This is a genomic window from Micromonospora chokoriensis (assembly GCF_900091505.1).
GTDB classification, from domain to species: domain Bacteria; phylum Actinomycetota; class Actinomycetes; order Mycobacteriales; family Micromonosporaceae; genus Micromonospora; species Micromonospora chokoriensis.
On record NZ_LT607409.1, the window covers coordinates 5,831,833 to 5,848,248 of the forward strand.

At 72.3% G+C, this 16,416-nt stretch carries 13 protein-coding genes and 1 pseudogene; 5 read left to right on the plus strand and 9 right to left on the minus strand.

Annotated elements, in window-relative coordinates; all coding sequences use genetic code 11:
* Positions 1-43: 43 nt before the first annotated feature.
* Positions 44-901 carry an SPFH domain-containing protein gene (locus GA0070612_RS26405; RefSeq protein ID WP_088990365.1) on the plus strand — a complete coding sequence of 286 codons (858 nt, stop codon included), beginning with the start codon at positions 44-46 and terminating at the stop codon, positions 899-901.
* A gap of 23 nt (positions 902-924) precedes the next feature.
* Entirely contained in the window at positions 925-1,401 is a 477-nt protein-coding gene (locus GA0070612_RS26410; protein ID WP_231924348.1) for a VOC family protein, read from the plus strand.
* 38 nt (positions 1,402-1,439) lie between these two features.
* On the opposite strand, the gene GA0070612_RS26415 is transcribed toward GA0070612_RS26410, so the two are convergent.
* The 4 genes from GA0070612_RS26415 to GA0070612_RS26430 form a co-directional block, all read right to left on the minus strand.
* Complete coding sequence (locus GA0070612_RS26415) at positions 1,440-1,979, minus strand: GNAT family N-acetyltransferase (protein WP_088990366.1); 540 nt, start codon at positions 1,977-1,979, stop codon at positions 1,440-1,442.
* Between the two features lie 54 nt (positions 1,980-2,033).
* Positions 2,034-3,146 carry a zinc-binding dehydrogenase gene (locus GA0070612_RS26420; RefSeq protein ID WP_197699245.1) on the minus strand — a complete coding sequence of 371 codons (1,113 nt, stop codon included), beginning with the start codon at positions 3,144-3,146 and terminating at the stop codon, positions 2,034-2,036.
* On the minus strand, positions 3,143-4,597 hold the full coding sequence (locus tag GA0070612_RS26425) for an aldehyde dehydrogenase family protein (RefSeq protein ID WP_088990367.1): 1,455 nt from the start codon (positions 4,595-4,597) through the stop codon (positions 3,143-3,145). The genes GA0070612_RS26420 and GA0070612_RS26425 overlap by 4 nt, the downstream gene beginning before the upstream one ends.
* Positions 4,598-4,677: 80 nt before the next feature.
* A complete protein-coding gene (locus GA0070612_RS26430) occupies positions 4,678-5,352 on the minus strand; it encodes a TetR/AcrR family transcriptional regulator (protein ID WP_088990368.1) in 675 nt (224 codons plus the stop codon).
* A 98-nt stretch (positions 5,353-5,450) separates the two neighbouring features.
* Between GA0070612_RS26430 and GA0070612_RS26435 the strand changes: the two genes are divergently transcribed.
* Positions 5,451-6,623 carry an acyl-CoA dehydrogenase family protein gene (locus GA0070612_RS26435; protein WP_088990369.1) on the plus strand — a complete coding sequence of 391 codons (1,173 nt, stop codon included), beginning with the start codon at positions 5,451-5,453 and terminating at the stop codon, positions 6,621-6,623.
* A gap of 175 nt (positions 6,624-6,798) precedes the next feature.
* On the opposite strand, the gene GA0070612_RS26440 is transcribed toward GA0070612_RS26435, so the two are convergent.
* The 4 genes from GA0070612_RS26440 to GA0070612_RS33145 all read right to left on the minus strand — a co-directional run bounded on the left by GA0070612_RS26440 (position 6,799) and on the right by GA0070612_RS33145 (position 13,944).
* Complete coding sequence (locus tag GA0070612_RS26440) at positions 6,799-7,836, minus strand: aminotransferase class V-fold PLP-dependent enzyme (protein ID WP_088990370.1); 1,038 nt, start codon at positions 7,834-7,836, stop codon at positions 6,799-6,801.
* A gap of 79 nt (positions 7,837-7,915) precedes the next feature.
* A complete protein-coding gene (locus GA0070612_RS26445; RefSeq protein ID WP_088990371.1) occupies positions 7,916-10,093 on the minus strand; it encodes an FUSC family protein in 2,178 nt (725 codons plus the stop codon).
* An 85-nt stretch (positions 10,094-10,178) separates the two neighbouring features.
* The gene (locus tag GA0070612_RS26450) at positions 10,179-11,612 is read right to left on the minus strand and encodes an FAD-dependent oxidoreductase (RefSeq protein ID WP_088990372.1); all 1,434 of its coding nucleotides are present in this window, start codon (positions 11,610-11,612) and stop codon (positions 10,179-10,181) included.
* A 73-nt stretch (positions 11,613-11,685) separates the two neighbouring features.
* Positions 11,686-13,944, minus strand: a complete 2,259-nt coding sequence (locus tag GA0070612_RS33145; protein WP_088990373.1) for a serine/threonine protein kinase — start codon at positions 13,942-13,944, stop codon at positions 11,686-11,688.
* Positions 13,945-14,226: 282 nt separating this feature from the next.
* Here GA0070612_RS33145 and GA0070612_RS33095 point away from each other — a divergent pair.
* A pseudogene (locus tag GA0070612_RS33095) lies at positions 14,227-14,493 on the plus strand (hypothetical protein); the annotation flags it as partial.
* Between the two features lie 99 nt (positions 14,494-14,592).
* Here GA0070612_RS33095 and GA0070612_RS26460 read toward each other — a convergent pair.
* Positions 14,593-15,132 carry a PadR family transcriptional regulator gene (locus GA0070612_RS26460; protein ID WP_088990374.1) on the minus strand — a complete coding sequence of 180 codons (540 nt, stop codon included), beginning with the start codon at positions 15,130-15,132 and terminating at the stop codon, positions 14,593-14,595.
* Positions 15,133-15,184: 52 nt separating this feature from the next.
* On the opposite strand from GA0070612_RS26460, the gene GA0070612_RS26465 reads away from it, so the two are divergent.
* Positions 15,185-16,315, plus strand: coding sequence for a serine hydrolase domain-containing protein (locus GA0070612_RS26465; RefSeq protein ID WP_197699246.1), 1,131 nt, complete (start codon positions 15,185-15,187; stop codon positions 16,313-16,315).
* The last annotated feature ends 101 nt before the right edge of the window (positions 16,316-16,416 follow it).

A 16,416-nucleotide genomic window follows, 5' to 3' on the forward strand; every position in this document is an offset into this window, starting at 1 on the left:
CCTAGGTTGATGATCCACACAGCCCAGCGGAAGGTCCCACCCCATGCCCGTCGGCTTCACCATGGCGATCGTCCTCGCCGTCGCCCTGGCGGTCAGCGCCATCCTGGCCCTGGTCGCCCCCGCGCGGCCGTTGAAGCGGATGGCCGCCCTCGCGGCGCTCGTCTTCCTCGCCCTCACCCTGCTGGTCGGCGTCACCGCCAGCGCCCACTCGGTGCCCATCCGGTCGGTCGGCATCGTCACCAGCTTCGGCAAGCCCACCGGCGAGGTGACCGGCTCGGGGCTGAAGTGGGTGGCGCCGTGGCAGAAGGTCGGCGAGTGGGACGCCGGCCGACAGAAGTACGACCACATCGGCGGCGACAACTGCGTACGGGTCCGCACCGGCACGCTCGCCGACGCGTGCGTCGAGGTGCTGGTCGAGTGGCAGGTCAAGCCGGAGAACGCGCCGAAGCAGTTCATGGACTACAAGGGAGACTTCGACAGCTTCCGGGGGCAGCGGGTGGGTGTGCAGCTCGACAGCGCGGTCAACGACGCGTTCGCCGCGTACAACCCGTTGGAGAAGATCGACGCCCGGACCGGTGACCTGAACGTCGACCTGAAGCCCTTCGCGGCGAACATCAAGACCAGCGCGGAGACCCGCCTCGCCACCGACGTGGACATCCTCTCGGTGACCATCACCCGGGTGAACCACGACGACAAGACCGAGGGCAACATCAAGGCGTTCCAGGACAAGCTGGCCCAGACCCGCAACCTGGAGCAGGATCGCAAGAACGCCGAGATCTCCAAGCAGATCACCGAGACCAATGCCACTGTCGACAAGGTGACCCGATGTCTGGAGATCGCGGAGAAGAACGGCGCCAACCCGGGCCTCTGCATCAACCCGGGCATCGTCACCGGCAAGTGACGGCCACCCGAGAGGAGACCATCATGACCGACGCCGGCGTGCGAGGCCCGCAGCCTCGGCGAGGGACGATCCACCGGATGGACAACGTCGCCATCGTCGTCGACGACCTCGCCGCCGCCGTGGCGTTCTTCGTCGAACTCGGACTTGAACTGGAAGGCGAGGCGACAGTCGAGGGCAGCGCGGTGGATCGCCTCGTCGGCCTTGCGGGAGTCCGCTCGGACATCGCGATGATGCGCACCCCGGACGGCCACGGACGGGTCGAGCTGACCAGGTACCAGACACCGCCCAGCCGGGAGGGTGACCCGCGCGCGCCGACGAACACGCTGGGTGCCCATCGCATCATGTTCGCCGTCGACGACATGGACGACATCCTCGACCGTCTGCGCCCGCACGGAGCCGAACTCATCGGCGAGCTGGTGCAGTACGAGAACAGCTACCCGCTCTGCTACCTGCGCGGCCCCGCCGGCATCGCCATCGCACTGGCCGAGCAGACCAGCTAACGCCGGGGGATCGCGACTGGACGCCGCAGCCGGGCCGGCTACGGCGTCCAGTCGCGCCGGAGCAGTCCGTAGATCACCATGTCCGCGAAACCGTCGCCGTCGTACTCGCGCTCCCGCAGGGTGCCTTCGTGCGTGAAGCCGCACGCCTCCGCGGTCCGCCGCATGGCCGTGTTGCTGGCCAGCGTCTCCAACTCCAGACGGCGCAGGTTGCGGTTTCGGAAGCCGTACCGGCAGAGCAACCGGATCACCTCGGTCCCGTAACCCTGGCCACGTGCCTCGGGTAGCAGCGAGATGCCGAGGTGGGCGTACTGGTTGAACGCACTGATCCCCCACAGCACGCTGCCGCCGAGGAACGTGCCGTCGGCCACGGTTTCGGCCACCAGCGACACAGTGGCCTGGCCGTCGGGCGGGTCGGCGACCTTCTTCTCCAGCCGGGCCCGGATCTGCCCGACGTGCAGCGGCAGGAACGGCTCGCCGTCGGTGACCAGGTGCAACTCGGGATCCCCGTACAGACGGAACATGTTCGGCGCGTCGTCGGGAGTGGGCGGGCGCAGTCGGACCCGCTCGGTGGCGAACATGCCGCGACGCTAACAGCCACCACGCAGGCCCACGACCCGGTTTCGGCCGGACGCTCAGTCCAGTGTGACCACCCAGCGAGCGCCCTCGCCCCGCGCCAGCCGATCGAACGCCGTGGGTGCCTCGTCCAGCGGAATCGTGCCGCTGACCAGCACACCCAGATCCAGCGCGCCGTCGGCGAGGGCGGCGGCCAGCACCGGCACCTCCCGGTCCGGGTCGGACGAGCCGTAGACCGAGGAGCGCAGGGTACGGGCGGAGTGGAAGATGTCCAGCGCGCCGAGGCTGACCATGTCGTCCTTGGCGCCCATGCCGACCACCGTCACCGCTCCCCCGCGCCGGGTGAGCCGCCAGGCGGCGCGGATGGTGGCGGCCCGGCCGACGCACTCGAACGCGTGGTCGACGCCCCGGCCTTCGGTGCGGGCACGGATCTCCTTGGAGAGCCGGTCGTCGGAGAGCAGGAAGTCGGTCGCCCCGGCGGCGAGCGCGAGGTCGCGCTTGGCCTCGGCGACGTCGACGGCGAGGATCGTCGTGGCACCGGCCCGGCGGGCGGCGGCCAGGACGGCGAGGCCCACCCCGCCGAGCCCGACCACTGCCACGCTCTCACCAGGTGCCACCCGGGCCGTGTTGCCGACCGCGCCGACGCCCGTGAGCACCGCACAGCCGAGCAGGGCGGCCTGCTCGGGCGGCAGCCCGGCCGGGATCGGGATGACGGCGCGTTCGGGCACCACCACCGCCTCGGCGAGCGCGCCGAGGCCGAGGGTCAGGTGCAGCGGTACGCCGTCGTCGGTCTCGCCGCGGGGCACGGTCGGGGCCGTGGTGGCGGCGCAGAGCCACGGCTCGTCACGACGGCACCACCAGCAGGCCCGGCAGGCCGGCGCCCAGTTGAGGACCACCGGGGTGCCGACGGCCAGATCCACGCCCGGCCCGGTCGCGGCCACCACTCCGGTCGCCTCGTGCCCGAGCACCAGCGGGAATCGCGCGGCGAGGGTGCCGTTGGCCATCGACAGGTCGGAGTGGCAGACCCCGGCGGCGGTGATCGTCACCCGGACCTCGCCGGGGCCGGGAGCGGGCAGGCGTACCCGCTCGATCCGCAGCTCGGCGTCGGACCCGCGCGCGACCAGCGCGCGGACGGTGACCGGCGCGGCCGGGGTCGTCTCCGCGCCGCTCATCGCTGGATCGCCTTCAGCTCGCAGAACTCGGCGAGCCCGTGCACGCCCAACTCCCGGCCGAGCCCGGACTGCTTGTAGCCACCGAACGGGGCGAGCGGGTTGAACGGCGCGCCGTTGATGTCCACCGCCCCGGTGCGCAGCCGACGGGCCACCGCGAGCGCCGCGTCGGGGTCGGCGGACCAGACCGCGCCGGCCAGCCCGTACCGGGAGTTGTTGGCGATGGCGACCGCCTCGTCGGTGTCGGTGAACGGGATGACGGCGAGCACCGGGCCGAAGACCTCCTCCTGGGCGAGCGCGCTGTCGGGGTGCACGTCGGCGAAGACGGTCGGCGCGACGAAGTGCCCCTGCGGCGGCACCGGGGCGTCCGGGCCACCGACGACCAGCCGTGCCCCGTCGGCCAGGGCCCGATCGATGTGGCCCCGCACCCGGTCCGCCTGGGCGGCGCAGACCAGCGGGCCGAGGCGGGTGGCCGGGTCGAACGGGTCACCGAGCCGGTAGCCGGCGACCGCCGTGGCGACCAGGTCGAGCGCCTCGTCGTACCGGTCGCGGTGCACCAGCATGCGGGTCCACGCGGTGCAGGTCTGTCCGGAGTTGAGCAGGGCGTTGCCGACACCCACCTTGACCGCGGCGCCCAGGTCGGCGTCGGGAAGGATCACGTTGGCGGACTTGCCGCCCAACTCCAGGGCGACCCGGGCGATCCGGTCGGCGGCGAGGCGCATGATCCGGGCGCCGGTGGCGGTGGAGCCGGTGAACGACACCAGGTCGACGTCGGGATGCCCGGCCAGCGCCTCACCGACCACCGCCCCGACGCCGGTGACCAGGTTGAGCACGCCCGGCGGCAACCCGGCCTCGGTGACCGCGTCGAAGAGCAGGTACGCGGTCAGCGGGGTCAACTCGCTGGGCTTCAGCACCACTGTGCAGCCGGCGGCCAGGGCGGGGGCCAGTTTCGCCATCACCTGGTGCAGGGGGTAGTTCCACGGGGTGATCGCGCCGACCACGCCGATCGGCTCGCGGACGACGAAAGAGTTGCCGATGCTCTCCTCGACCGGCGCGCGGGCGGCGAGCGCGACGTGGTCGCGCAGGACGGTCAGCGGCAACCCGACCTGCACCCGGGTGGCGAGCTTGAGCGGTGCGCCCAGCTCCACGGCGATGGTGCGGGCCAGGTCGTCGGCGCGCGAGGCGAGCGCGGCGTGCAGCCGGTCCAGGTGTGCGGAACGCTCGGCGGGGGCGGTCGCCGACCACCTGGGGAACGCGGCGCGGGCTGCGGCCACGGCCGCGTCCACGTCGGCCGGGGAGCCGGCCGGCACCTGACCGATCAGCTCACCGGTGCTCGGGTTCTCCACGTCGATCAGCTCGACGTCGGCGGGGGACGTCCAGTCGCCGCCGAGGTGCAGGTGGCGCCGGAGGCGCAGGGCGTCGGGCAGCGGCGACGGCGGGGCGGCGAGGTCCATGTCGTCCCTTCGGGGGTGGGCGACCGGCGATGGCGACGGGGTCGCGGCGGGCGATGAAACTAGCGCTGGGAGTTTGGACGCTACCCGTTGGGCCCGGTGGACTCCACCGCGCCGGCGGTACGGACGGGGTCCACGGTCCGGGCGTACTCGGCGGCCAGCCCGTGCAGCAGGGCGTCCAGGCCGAGGGCGAAGGCGCCCTCGTCCACGCTCTGCTGGTGTTCGGCGAGCCGGTGCGCGTCGCGCAGGTGCGGGTAGTGCGCGGCGTACAGCTCCGGGTCCTCGACGAAACCGCGGGCGAACGAGCCGAGGGCCGACCCGGCCACGAAGTACCGCAGCGCGGCGCCGATGTGGGTGGCCCGGGCGGGGGGCCAGCCGGCGCGGACGAGGCCGCCGTAGACCGCGTCGGCCATGGCCAGCGCGGCCGGTCGCCGACCGGGCCCCTGCGCGAGGTACGGCACGATGTTCGGGTGCGCGGTGAGCGCCCGCCGGTACGACCAGGCCCAGTCGCGCAGCGCGGCGACCCAGTCCCGGCCGGTGAAGCCTCCGGTGTCGACGGTGCCGGTCACCGTGTCGGCGACCGCGTCGAGGATCTCGTCCTTCGTGGCGAAGTGGTTGTAGAGCGAGGGCCCGCGAACGCCCAGCTCGGCGGCGAGCCGGCGGGTGGAGAACGCGGGCAGGCCCTCGGCGTCGATGAGCGCGGTGGCGGTCTCGACGATCAGCTGCCGGGTGAGCCGGGGCTGGCGGGGTCGGGGCACTGCGCTCCTCGAGGTCTCGGCCGTCAGGTCTGGACGCGGCAAAACTTGCAGCGCTAGTTTAATGGGTGACCGGCTGCGCCGACGCCAGGAGGACCACCGTGGACTTTTCGCTCACCGACGAGGAGCGGGCGGTACGGGACACCGTCCGATCGTTCATCCGCCGCGAGGTGATGCCGCTGGAGGCGGAGGTGCTCCGCCGGGAGCGGGCACACCAGCCGGGCCTCGACCACTCCGAGGTGCGTGAGCTGCAACTCAAGGCGCGCAAGTTCGGCTTCTGGGGCCTGGCCACCCCGGAAGAGTACGGCGGGATGAACCTCCCGGCGGTGCTCCAGTCGTTGATCTGGACGGAGCTGGGCCACACGTTCGTACCGTTCCGCTTCGGCGGCGAGGCGGACAACATCCTGTTCCACGCCACCGAGGAGCAGAAGCAGGAGTTCCTCATCCCGACCATCGAGGGCGAGCGGCGGTCCTGTTTCGCGATCACCGAGCCCGGCGCCGGCTCGGACGCCGCCAACATCCGACTGTCCGCACGCCGGGACGGCGACGACTGGATCCTCGACGGCGAGAAGACCTTCATCACCGGTGGGCACGACGCCGACTTCGCCATCGTCGTCGCGGTGACCGACCGGGAGAAGGGCGCCCGCAACGGCGGCGCGACCGCGTTCCTGGTGGACCGGTCGATGGGTTGGCGGTCGGAGTTCATCCAGACCATGGGCGAGGGCGGGCCGGCGTCACTCATCTTCGACGGCGTACGCGTGCCGCACCGCAACATCCTCGGCGAGATCGGGCAGGGCTTCACCCTGGGCATGGAGTGGATCGGCAAGGGCCGCTACACCATCCCGTCGCACGCGATCGGCATCGCCGAGCGGGTGCTGCAGATGGCGATCGACTACGCCAACACCCGGGAGACCTTCGGCACCAAGATCGGCGCCAACCAGGCCATCCAGTGGATGATCGCCGACTCGGAGACCGAGCTGGAGGCGGCCCGCTGGCTGGTGCTGCGCTCGGCCTGGACGGTCGACCAGGGCCTCGACCCACGGCACGCGTCGTCGATGGGCAAGCTCTACGGCGCCGGCATGGTCAACCGAGTGGTCGACCGGGTGCTCCAGATCCACGGCGGCATGGGCTACACGCGTGAGCTGCCCATCGAGCGCTGGTACCGGCAGGTCCGGCTCTACCGGATCTTCGAGGGCACCGACGAGATGCAGCGGCTGATCATCTCCCGGGACCTGCTGCGCGGCTACACGAAGATCGGCGGTCACCTGGCCTAGGGGCCGCCCCGCCCCCGCCCCGCCCACGCCCCGCCCACGCCCCGCCCACGCCCAAGATCCGCGCAACGTCCGGGATGTTGCGCGGATCTTGGCGGGGTTTCGACGCGGCGCAGCCGGAGCAGCCGGCCGCTCGTGAACCACCTGCGCCCTTCGGTCGGCCGTCCCCCGCACCGGTTCAGCCGGTCAACGCGGCCAGGGCCGCGTCCACGTCGGCCTCGGTGGAGTAGATGTGGAACGAGGCCCGGACCCGCCCGGCGCGAACCGCCGCCCGGATGCCGGCCTCCGACAGACGCCGCTCCGCGTCCGGCACGTCCACGGTGACGATGGCGCTCTCCCCCGGCGGCTGGCCGAGCCCGGCCCGGAACCGGTTGGCCAACCCCACGTCGTGCGCCTGGATCGCCGGCACGCCGATCTCGGCCACCAACTCCAGCGCGGGTGCCGCCCCCACCCAACTGAACCAGGCCGGTGAGATGTCGAACCGGCGGGCGTCGTCGGCCAGCCGCAACGGCGGACCGTAGTAGGAGGCGTGCGGGTCGCGGCCCGCGTACCAGCCGGCGGCGTCGGGGCGCAGTCGCTCGCGCAGCGCCGGAGCCAGGTAGGCGAACGCGGTCCCGCGCGGGTTCATCAGCCACTTGTAGCCGCCCACCGTCACCACGTCGGCCCGGCTCCCGTCGAAGGGCAGCCAACCGCACGCCTGGGTCGCGTCCACCACCACCAACGCGTCGTACGCGCGGGCGGCGGCCACGATGTCGTCGTACGCGGCGACCGCGCCGTCGGCCGACTGCACCAGGCTGAACGCGACCAGGTCGGTGTCCGCGTCGATGGAGTCGACGAGCGACTCCAACGGCACCACGCGGACCGAGATGCCACGCTCCTCCTGAACGAGCCAGGGGAACAGGTTGGAGGTGAACTCGACGTCCGGGACCACCACCGTCGTGCCGGCGGGCAACGCCGCAGCGACCGGCGCGAGCATCTGCGAGACGGAGGCGCCGACCGCCACGTCACCCTCCGGCACGCCGATCAGGCCGGCGAACGCGGTACGGGAGCGCTGCACCGAGTCGCCCCAGCCCTCCCACGAGGTGCTGCCGACCCGCCACTGGGTGAGCGCCTCCTGCAACGCCGTCCAGGCCGGCTCGGGCGGCAGCCCGTAGGAGGCGGTGTTCAACCAACCGGGCTCCGGCTTCCACAACTGCTGCGCCTGCTCGAACTCCATGTCCTCGACGGTAGGCCGACCGGCGCACGACGGGCACGGCCAATCGGCGATCGGCGGCCTGCCGCGGTGAGTCGGCAGGTCAGGGCTTCCCGGGCGGCTCGCCCGGAGTCTCCCGTCGGATCCGGGCGAGCGCGAGGGTGTCGGCGAGAGCGGCGAGCCACCTGTCGACCTCGACCAGGTGCCGGACCGCCTGCGGGTCGACCGAGCCGAGCAGTGGCCGGACCCGTTCCAGCTCGTCGGCACAGGTGACCGGGGCGGGGCTCGGCCCCGACGACCGGCCGTGGGTCACCTCCTCGGCCACCTCGTCGTACGCGGAGCGCAGGCGGGCGACGGCGTCGCGCAGCAACGCCGCGGCGGCGGGCCAGCCGGCGAGACAGCCGGGTGGGTTACGCCGCAGCAGTGACCCGACGCCGGGCACCACGTAGTGCCCGGCACTCAGGACGGCGTCCCAGTTGACCTGCTGCCGGTGCGGGTCGTGCCGCTCGGAGTGGTACTGGCAGTACGACGAGTCGAGCAGAACCAGCTGACGACGTACCCGGTCGATGGAACGCTGCGGTGAGGGGGCACCGCCGAGCACCGCCTCGACGGTCTCCTCGACCGCGTCCGCGCTGGCCGCGAGGTAATGGACGGCGTTGTGCCGCAGGTCGTGGCTCGCGCCACGGGGCCAGATGGCCACCCCGGCGAGCACCCCGATCACCGCGCCGAGCAGCACGTCGACGAGCCGCGCCTCGGCGAGCCGCCACCCCTGCGGGTCGAGCTGGGCGAAGACGACGGTCAGCAGCACCGTGAACAGCGCCTGCTGCCAGACCGGACCGAGCAGGCGTCCGACGCCGAAGGCCAGGATCAGGGTGACCGGCAGGACGACGGCGTAGACGATCGGCAGGTCGACGAGGAGCATCACGGCGCCGCTGACGAGCGCGCCGGCGACCGTGCCCAGCACCGACGGCCGCAGCGCGGAGCGGGTGTCCGCGGCCGAGGTGCGCAGGACCGTGAGCGTCGCCAACAGCACCCAGAAGCCGTGCGTGAGCTGTAGCAGTCCGGCGGCCACCCGGGCGACGGCCAGGGCGACGGCCAACCTCAGCGAGCTGTGCAGGTGAGCCGAGCGGGGGGCCAGGTGGGAGCGGAACTGCCACCGGTACAGCGTCCACTCGTTGTGTCGCGCGTAGTCGAACAGCCCCGGCGGGGCATCCACGCCGTCGAGTCGCAACCCGGTGGCCAGTCGGGCGCCGACGGCGAAGACCCGCACCTGGTCGGCGAGGGCCAGCGCCGTCGCGTCCCGGCACGACCGGGGCACGTCCGGCGGCTGACCGACGGCCGCGCCCACCGCGGCTTCGGCCCGCCCGACCACGGCGTCCAGACCACCGAGGTCAACGGGCGCTCCGCCCGGCACGAGGCTACGACCGGCCGCCCGGGTCGTGTCCGCGCCGACGCGCAGCAGTCGCGCCGCCGCCAGGTCCGGGATCGGCTCCGGTGGGATGTCCGCCGCCAACCGGTCCGCCTCGGCCAGGACCTCCCGCAATGCCGCCGCGCAGATCCGCAACGCCCGGTCCTGAGCGCCCGCCGCGGTGGGCGCCCACGCCGGGGGGTTACGGGCCAGATCCAGCGGGCCCACCATGTCGTACGCCCGCCGGCGTCGCGCGTCCCGGCCCGCGTGGTCCGGGTGCGGCTCGGTCAGCGCGCGGGCGGTGGTGTCGAGGAACGCCGCGACGCCGTCGGCCGCGTCGGCGAGCCGCTGCCGGTAGGAGACCGGCACCGGGTCGGGCCAGAGGAGCACCTCGGCCGCGGCGAGCAGCACGATGGCGAGCGTGACGCCGCCGAGACGTTGCGGCAGGGTGTCCGGCTGGTACGGCGGGAAGGACGCCAGGATGTAGAAGAGCTGGAACGCGCTGGCCCACCCCACCAGGCGCGGGTTGCCGACCCCGCCGAACGCCACGACGAAGCCGATGACCAGCATTCCGCCGGCCGCCGCCCACGTGCTCCAGGCCAACAGGGATCCCGCCGCGATCAGCGCCCAGACCGCCGGCAGCGAGATGACCAGGATCCGCGCCCGTTGCGGCGCGGGACCGGGCAGCTGCGCGAACGCCCCGGCGGCGATCGTGCCGAACAGACCGTAGGTGGCGAGCACCGAACTCCCGGCGCCGTAACGGCAGCCGTAGAAGACGACGGACGCCACGAGTGTCAACCGGGCGGCACGTCGCAGGACGGCGTACCCCGGGTCGCGGCGGCGCAGGCGGCCCAGGAGGCTGGTTGCCGGCACGCCTGCTCCCCCGGGCTCGTCGCGACACCTCCCCGGCAACCCATTCTCCCCGGAGCCGGTCGGGAACGGCGGGTTTCGGGGCGAATCAGCGCCGAGCGCCGACGGGTCGGCGTCGAGCGCCCCGGAGCAGGCTGAGCCGGAGCGCGCGGAGCAGGGTGCCGGGGCGGCCCAGGGTCGCCGGGTGGTCGAGCATGGTGGTGACCCGGCCCAGCCGGGCGTTGAGCACCGGATCGGTCAGCGACGTCCGGAACAGCAGGTCCCCGAACCACTTGGTGACCCGGTACCCGGGCGGGTACGGCCCGTCGACGTGCGGGAGCTCGATGTCGGCGGTGGTGGAGATCTGCCAGGCGGCGTCGACGACCACCCGCACCTGGTCGAAGTACGCCCGCGCCGGCTGCTCGTGCGGCGTCGGGCCGGATCGCAGGTACGCCGACAGGCAGGAGGCGTGCAGCGTCGCGGAGGTCATGCCCTGGCCGTACACCGGGTTGAAGGACGCGACGGCGTCGCCGGCCGCGACCAACCCGGCGGGCAGACGGTCGAGCTTGTGGAAGTCGCGGCGTCGGCTGTCCGCCTGGTGGTACGTGACCACCCCGCCCAGCATCTCCCCGTGCTCGGCGATGTCGCCGAACATCTGCGGGTAGTGCTCCCGGCAGCGCGCGGTGAAGTCGGCGACGTCGCGGCTGGGCCGGTCGTCGTCGTAACCGGCCACCAGCATGATCCAACGGTCTCCCTCGACCGAGTTGATCCCGCCGATCCGGGCGGTGCGCCCCTTGCCGGCCATGGTGTGGAAGACCGCGACCCAGGTGTCGCTGACCTTCTCGTCACGCCGGTAGAGCGCCGTCGCGTAGTTCAGCTTGATCGGCATGCGTTGCATCGGCGGGCGGGGCCACCCGTGCTCGGCCAGCCAGTCGCTGAGCCGGCTGGACCGGCCCATCGCGTCGACCACCAGGTCCGCTGGTGCGACGACCGCCTCGCCGCCGCCCTCGGGTACGTACCGCGCGCCGGTGACCCGCCGCTCGTCGAAGACCAGACCCTCCGCCCGGCCGTACACCATGCGGATGGTGTCCACGGCGAGCGTCCGCCGGCGGACCAACGCCTCCAGGAACGGACGCGTGGTGATCAGCGCCGGACCGGTGCCGGTCGCCGCCGGGGGCAGCCCGGGCATGCCGTTGACGAAGACCTTCGCGGTCCCCGGGTCGTTCGGCGGCGGCGGAGCGCCGAGCGCGAGCGCCTCGTCGGCGATGCCGGGAAACCAGCGTTCCAACTGGACCTGGCCGGCGGGCAGCAGCGCGTGCACCTGACTGCCCTGGGGCACACCCGGCCGGGGCCCGGCATCGACATCGGACGGGTCCCGTTCGACGATCAGGACCTCCTCGGCGTGGTCGCTGAGCACGCGCGCCGCCAACAGCCCGGCCATGCTGCCGCCGAGCACCACCGCACGTCGCATGACCACACGTGTCCCCGCCGGTCGTTCGGCGGTCGCTATCTGCGAGAACAGCCGGGACGGAGACAGGGACATGCGATCACTCCTCGGACGGTCGGGGAACCACGACATCCACGACCGTAACCATCGGAGCGTCAGCCGTCAGCGCTCAGGTGGCCCGCCACTTCTGGTTGGCGTTGCCGGTGCACTGCCAGATCTGCAACCGGGTGCCGTTGTCGGTGTTCCCGTCGAGCACGTCGACGCACCTGTCCGCCCTGGTGTTCACCAGGTCGTAGGCCTTGTTGAGGGTGAACTTCTGCGACGAGGCGCCGGAGCAGTCGGCCAGCACAACGGCAGCCCCGTCCGCGGTGGAGTGGCCGGCGACATCCAGGCACTTGCCCATCGAACGGACCGTGCCGTCCGCCGGGAAGGTCCAGAGCTGCTTCGCGGTACGACGACAGTCCCAGATCTGCAACCGGACACCAGCTGTGGCGTTGCCGTCGGGGATGTCGATGCACCGGTCGCTGGCGAAGCTGGAGATCTGCTTCCCTGCGGGCGCGCCGGCCTGGCTGGGCGAGGCCGGAGGTGGAGCCGACGGCTGCTGTGCCGAGGTCCCCGGAGCTGTCGTCGTGCCGCTGCCCACCCCCGGCGACGGTGGCCCCGCGCTCGTCGGGGGTGGGGGGCCGGCGGATCCGGACGGTGGGCCGACGGTGACCGGCAGGCCCTGGAAACCATCGGCGATCAGCGCGAAGACGGCCGCGCTCGCGGACCACTCGGCGGCGGACGTGGTCCAGTCGATCGAGTACGCGTGCCCGTTGGGAGCGACGAACGCCCGGCTGACCATCTGCGTGGGCGTCCCGTCCTTGTCGGTGTACGTCCACTCCCACTCGGCGGCCCGCACCTGGTAGGGCAGTGCGGCGAGCCGGACCCGGCGGTAGTCGGCGTACCGCCGGCGTTGCGTCGCCTCCCGCGCCCGCAGCTCGGCGACCAGGTCCGTGGGAACGGACCGGAGTTCGCCGACGACGAGGACCCGGCTGCCGTCCGGCTCGCGGAACTCGGCCCGCTCACCGTCACGCCGCGCCTGCCAGCCGTCGGGCACCGGCACGAGGAAGCGGGGATCGTCGCGGTAGTAGCGCCAACCCGCCGGTGGCGGTGGCAGCACCCGGGACACCGGCGTCTCGGCGATCGCGGACGGGTTCCCGGTCGGCGCGGCCACGTCGCCCGTACCGCCGGACGGCCCGCGGTTCACCAGCAGGGACGCGGTGACCAGGACGACGAGCAGCAGCCCGGCGGCGGTCACCGAGCCGATCAGCCGAACCCGACGCCTGCCGCCCGGCTCCGGCGCGGGCGGAGCGGCGGTCGGTGGCGGCGCGGGCGGAGCGGCGGCTGGCGGCGCAGGTACGACCGGCGGAGCGGGTAAACCGGCGGTTGTCGGCGGCCCCTGTTCGACCGACGACGCGGGCGCGGCGGCGTCCACCGGTGGCGCGTGTGGGTTCGGTTCGGGCGTGACGAACTCGGGCACGATCCGGGGGCGGGACGGGCCGGTGCTGGTGTTCACCGAGTCGACCGGTCCACTGCCGGTGGCGCCCGGCCGGACGGTGGTCCGGTCCGGGTCGGCGGCCTGGCGCAGCAGCCGCTCCGCCTGATCCGCGGTGATCCGCTGATCCGGCTCCCGGCGTAGCAGTCCTTCCAGGAGCGGGGTCAGCCGACCGGCCCGCTGGGCCGGCGGTGGCGCTTCGGTGGCCAGGGCTGCCAGCGTGGCTATCGGCGACGAGCGGTGGTACGGCGTACGCCCCTCGACCGCCGCGTAGAGGGTGGCGCCGAGCGACCACAGGTCGGCGGCCGGCCCGACGTCGCCGTCGGTGGCCCGTTCCGGCGCGAGGAACGCCGGCGAGCCGAGCACCATTCCGGTCTGGGTCATCCGAGGATCCCCGGGAAGGGTGGCCAGCCCGAAGTCGGTCAGCACCACCCGACCGTCGTCGCCGAGCAGCACGTTGGCGGGTTTGACGTCCCGGTGCAGCACGCCGGCCCGGTGCGCGGCCCGCAACGCGCTCAGCACCCCCAGCCCGATCCGCGCGGCGCGATCCGCCGGCATCGGCCCCTCGGCTTCGAGCACCTGGTGCAGGGACCGGGACGGAACGAGCTCCATCACGATCCAGGGGTCGTCGTCCGAGTGCAGCACGTCGAAGACGCGTACCACGTTGACGTGGCCCAGACGGGCGACGGCCCGCGCCTCGCGCATGGACCGTTCACGCAGCTCCCGGCGTTCGTCGTCGCGTAGGCCCGGCGGTGCCACCAACTCCTTGATGGCCACGTCCCGTTGCAGCATCTCGTCGCGGGCCTGCCACACGCGGCCCATCCCGCCCTGGCCGAGCGGGCGGACCAATCGATAACGGTCGGCAATCAACTGTCGAGGAGCGTCGGGCACGACAGGAAGGTACCCGGCAATGGTTACGTGCCCAATTTTGGCGGCGGCCGGAAAAGCGACAGTTGGATATGTCACAGGTGACGTCGACAGGCAACCAATGGGCCTTTCCGGAGCAATTGCGCCAGCACCGCGGCAACGTGTCGCCCACCGCAATGTTACCGGCACGTATGTCGACCACCCGCTATTGATATCGAATGAATTCGAACTCGCCGGGGCAGCCGGACGCCACCTGTCGCAGGGCCGGAAGGCCGGGTGGCCCGCGTCGACGGTCGCCACCTGGACATGCGGCAGCATCGTCCTGGGCCCGGGGCTGGCCGCGGCCTTCGCCGCCCTCTCGATCGCCGAGGTCTTCTATTCGCCAATCGTCGCGGCGTGCGGCAGCGTGCAGGAAGATCCCGATCGGAGTCCACCACGTCCCGGACGTGGCGGTTGGCAATAATTGCGCATCCTTTTCCCGACTGCGGGGCGACTCGGGAATATGTCGAGGAATTCGCCGGTCACCTCCTGGGCCCGGCCAACGACCTGCAGGCCGCCGGGCCGGCGGTCCTCGCTCTGGGCGGTCAGCAGGTCGCGGAAAGAATGCGGGCGGCGCGACCTCGCCCGATGGCCACGGGCGGCATACCTGACGGACGTTGCGACGACGCCGGGTCAGCGAGCCGACTGCTCGTGCCGGGTGATGTGCTCGCGGAACCAGTCGAGCGTGAAACGGTGTGCGGCCAGGCCGTAGTCGAGCGTCGCGCGTTGGTGGACGGCGAGGTCCCGGTGCTCCTCGGCGACATCCGAGGTCTTGAGCTGTTGGTCGAGGGCCGAGAGTTTGGCCAGGTCGGCCTCGACGCGCGCCGTGATGCGGCGCAGCACCGGTAGGCGCTCAGCCGGCTCCAGCAGACCGAGGAAGTAGAGCCTGGACAGCGCCGCGGTCTCCAGGTCGGGCCCGGCCGGTTCCGCTGTCATCCACGCGTGGAACTCCCGACGACCAGCGTCGGTGACCTGGTAGACCTTACGCCCCCGGCCTCCGGTCTCGGCGCTCGCGACCTCGATGAGACCGCGGGCGAGAAGGGTGTCCAGCGCACGTTTGATGCTGCCGGAACTGGCGCTGTAGAAGAGCGCGACGCCGGCCTCGAAACCCTTGATGAGGTCGTAGAAGCTCTGCCGGGCGACCAGGAGCAGACCGAGGATCACGTGGGCCACCGGTCGAGTGTAGACCGTTGCCTCTCATAGACATGTCTAGTAGACATGTGGTGTGACACTGAGCCTCGCCGGCGACAATCACGTCCCCGCCGACGTCGACGCGCGACTGACCGTCCTGTTGGAGAAGCTCGTCGCCCGACGCGACGTGCACCACGCCACCATCGCCGTCGCGAGCGGCAACGGCGAACTGCGCTGGTCGGCCGCCGCCGGCCCGGCCGATACGGGCGATCCTCCACCGCACCCCGACACGCCGTTCTTCGTCGCGAGCGTCACCAAGCGCTTCATCGTCACGCTCGTGCTGCAGGCGTACGAGCGCGGCGAGCTTGAGCTGGACGCTCCGATCGACAGCTACCTGCCGGCGGAGACAGTCGCCGGGCTGCACGTCCTGGGGGATGTCGACCGGACGTCGGCGATCACGGTGCGCCACCTCGCGAGCCACACCTCCGGGTTGCCCGACCAGTTCGAGAAGCGTCGTACGGGCCCGAGTCTGTACGAGCGCCTCGCCGCCGGGCACGATCTGGCCTGGACCTTCGAGGACACGATACGGACGACGCGCGAGCAGCAACGTCCACACTTCGCCCCGCAGGATCTCGCCGCGAGTCGACAGAAGGCCCGTTACTCCGACACCGGCTTCCAACTGCTCATCCGAATACTGCAGACAGTGACCGGCCGCTCGTTCGCCGATCTGCTGACCGACCGCATCGTCGGCCCGCTCGGCCTGACGCACACCTGGCTCCCCGGGCGTCGCCCGCCTGACCCGGCGACGGCGACACCCGCGCCGCTCTACGCCGGGCAGCGCCGCGTCGAGCTGACCTCGATGATCGAATCCTGCAACGACCTGTTCAGCACCACCGGAGATCTCCTCACCTTCCACCGGGCGCTACTCGGCGGCGCACTCTTCCACGACGCCCACTCGATCGACCTGCTCACCGAGCGGCGCAACCGGCTGCGCAACATCCCCATCCTCCGATACGGGCTGGGCACCATGATCTTCACGGTCGGGCGACTCATGTCGCCGGGGCACCGTCCGGTCACGCTGATCGGCCACTCGGGAGCCACCGGCACGTGGCTCTTCCACTGCCCGGAGCTGGACCTCCACCTGGCCGGCACCGCGGACCAGACCAGAGGGCAGGCCATCCCCTTCCGGGTCATGGCGCGGTGTCTGAGCGCCTGGCGCTCGTGACCTGCCCAGGAACTTCCGGACGGCGCTCGACTCCCTCAGGTCGAACCGACCACGTGGGCCTGGGCCGGCGATCGTTGATCTTGTAGGCTCGGTCGGCAACG

Excerpts from the sequence above, each read along its gene's own strand:
- GA0070612_RS26405 (WP_088990365.1), top strand. The coding sequence starts at position 44 with ATGCCCGTCGGCTTCACCATGGCGATCGTCCTCGCCGTCGCCCTGGCG.
- GA0070612_RS26410 (WP_231924348.1), top strand. The coding sequence starts at position 925 with ATGACCGACGCCGGCGTGCGAGGCCCGCAGCCTCGGCGAGGGACGATC.
- GA0070612_RS26415 (WP_088990366.1), bottom strand. The coding sequence starts at position 1,979 with ATGTTCGCCACCGAGCGGGTCCGACTGCGCCCGCCCACTCCCGACGAC.
- GA0070612_RS26425 (WP_088990367.1), bottom strand. The coding sequence starts at position 4,597 with ATGGACCTCGCCGCCCCGCCGTCGCCGCTGCCCGACGCCCTGCGCCTC.
- GA0070612_RS26450 (WP_088990372.1), bottom strand. The coding sequence starts at position 11,612 with ATGTCCCTGTCTCCGTCCCGGCTGTTCTCGCAGATAGCGACCGCCGAA.
- GA0070612_RS26420 (WP_197699245.1), bottom strand. The coding sequence starts at position 3,146 with ATGAGCGGCGCGGAGACGACCCCGGCCGCGCCGGTCACCGTCCGCGCG.
- GA0070612_RS26440 (WP_088990370.1), bottom strand. The coding sequence starts at position 7,836 with ATGGAGTTCGAGCAGGCGCAGCAGTTGTGGAAGCCGGAGCCCGGTTGG.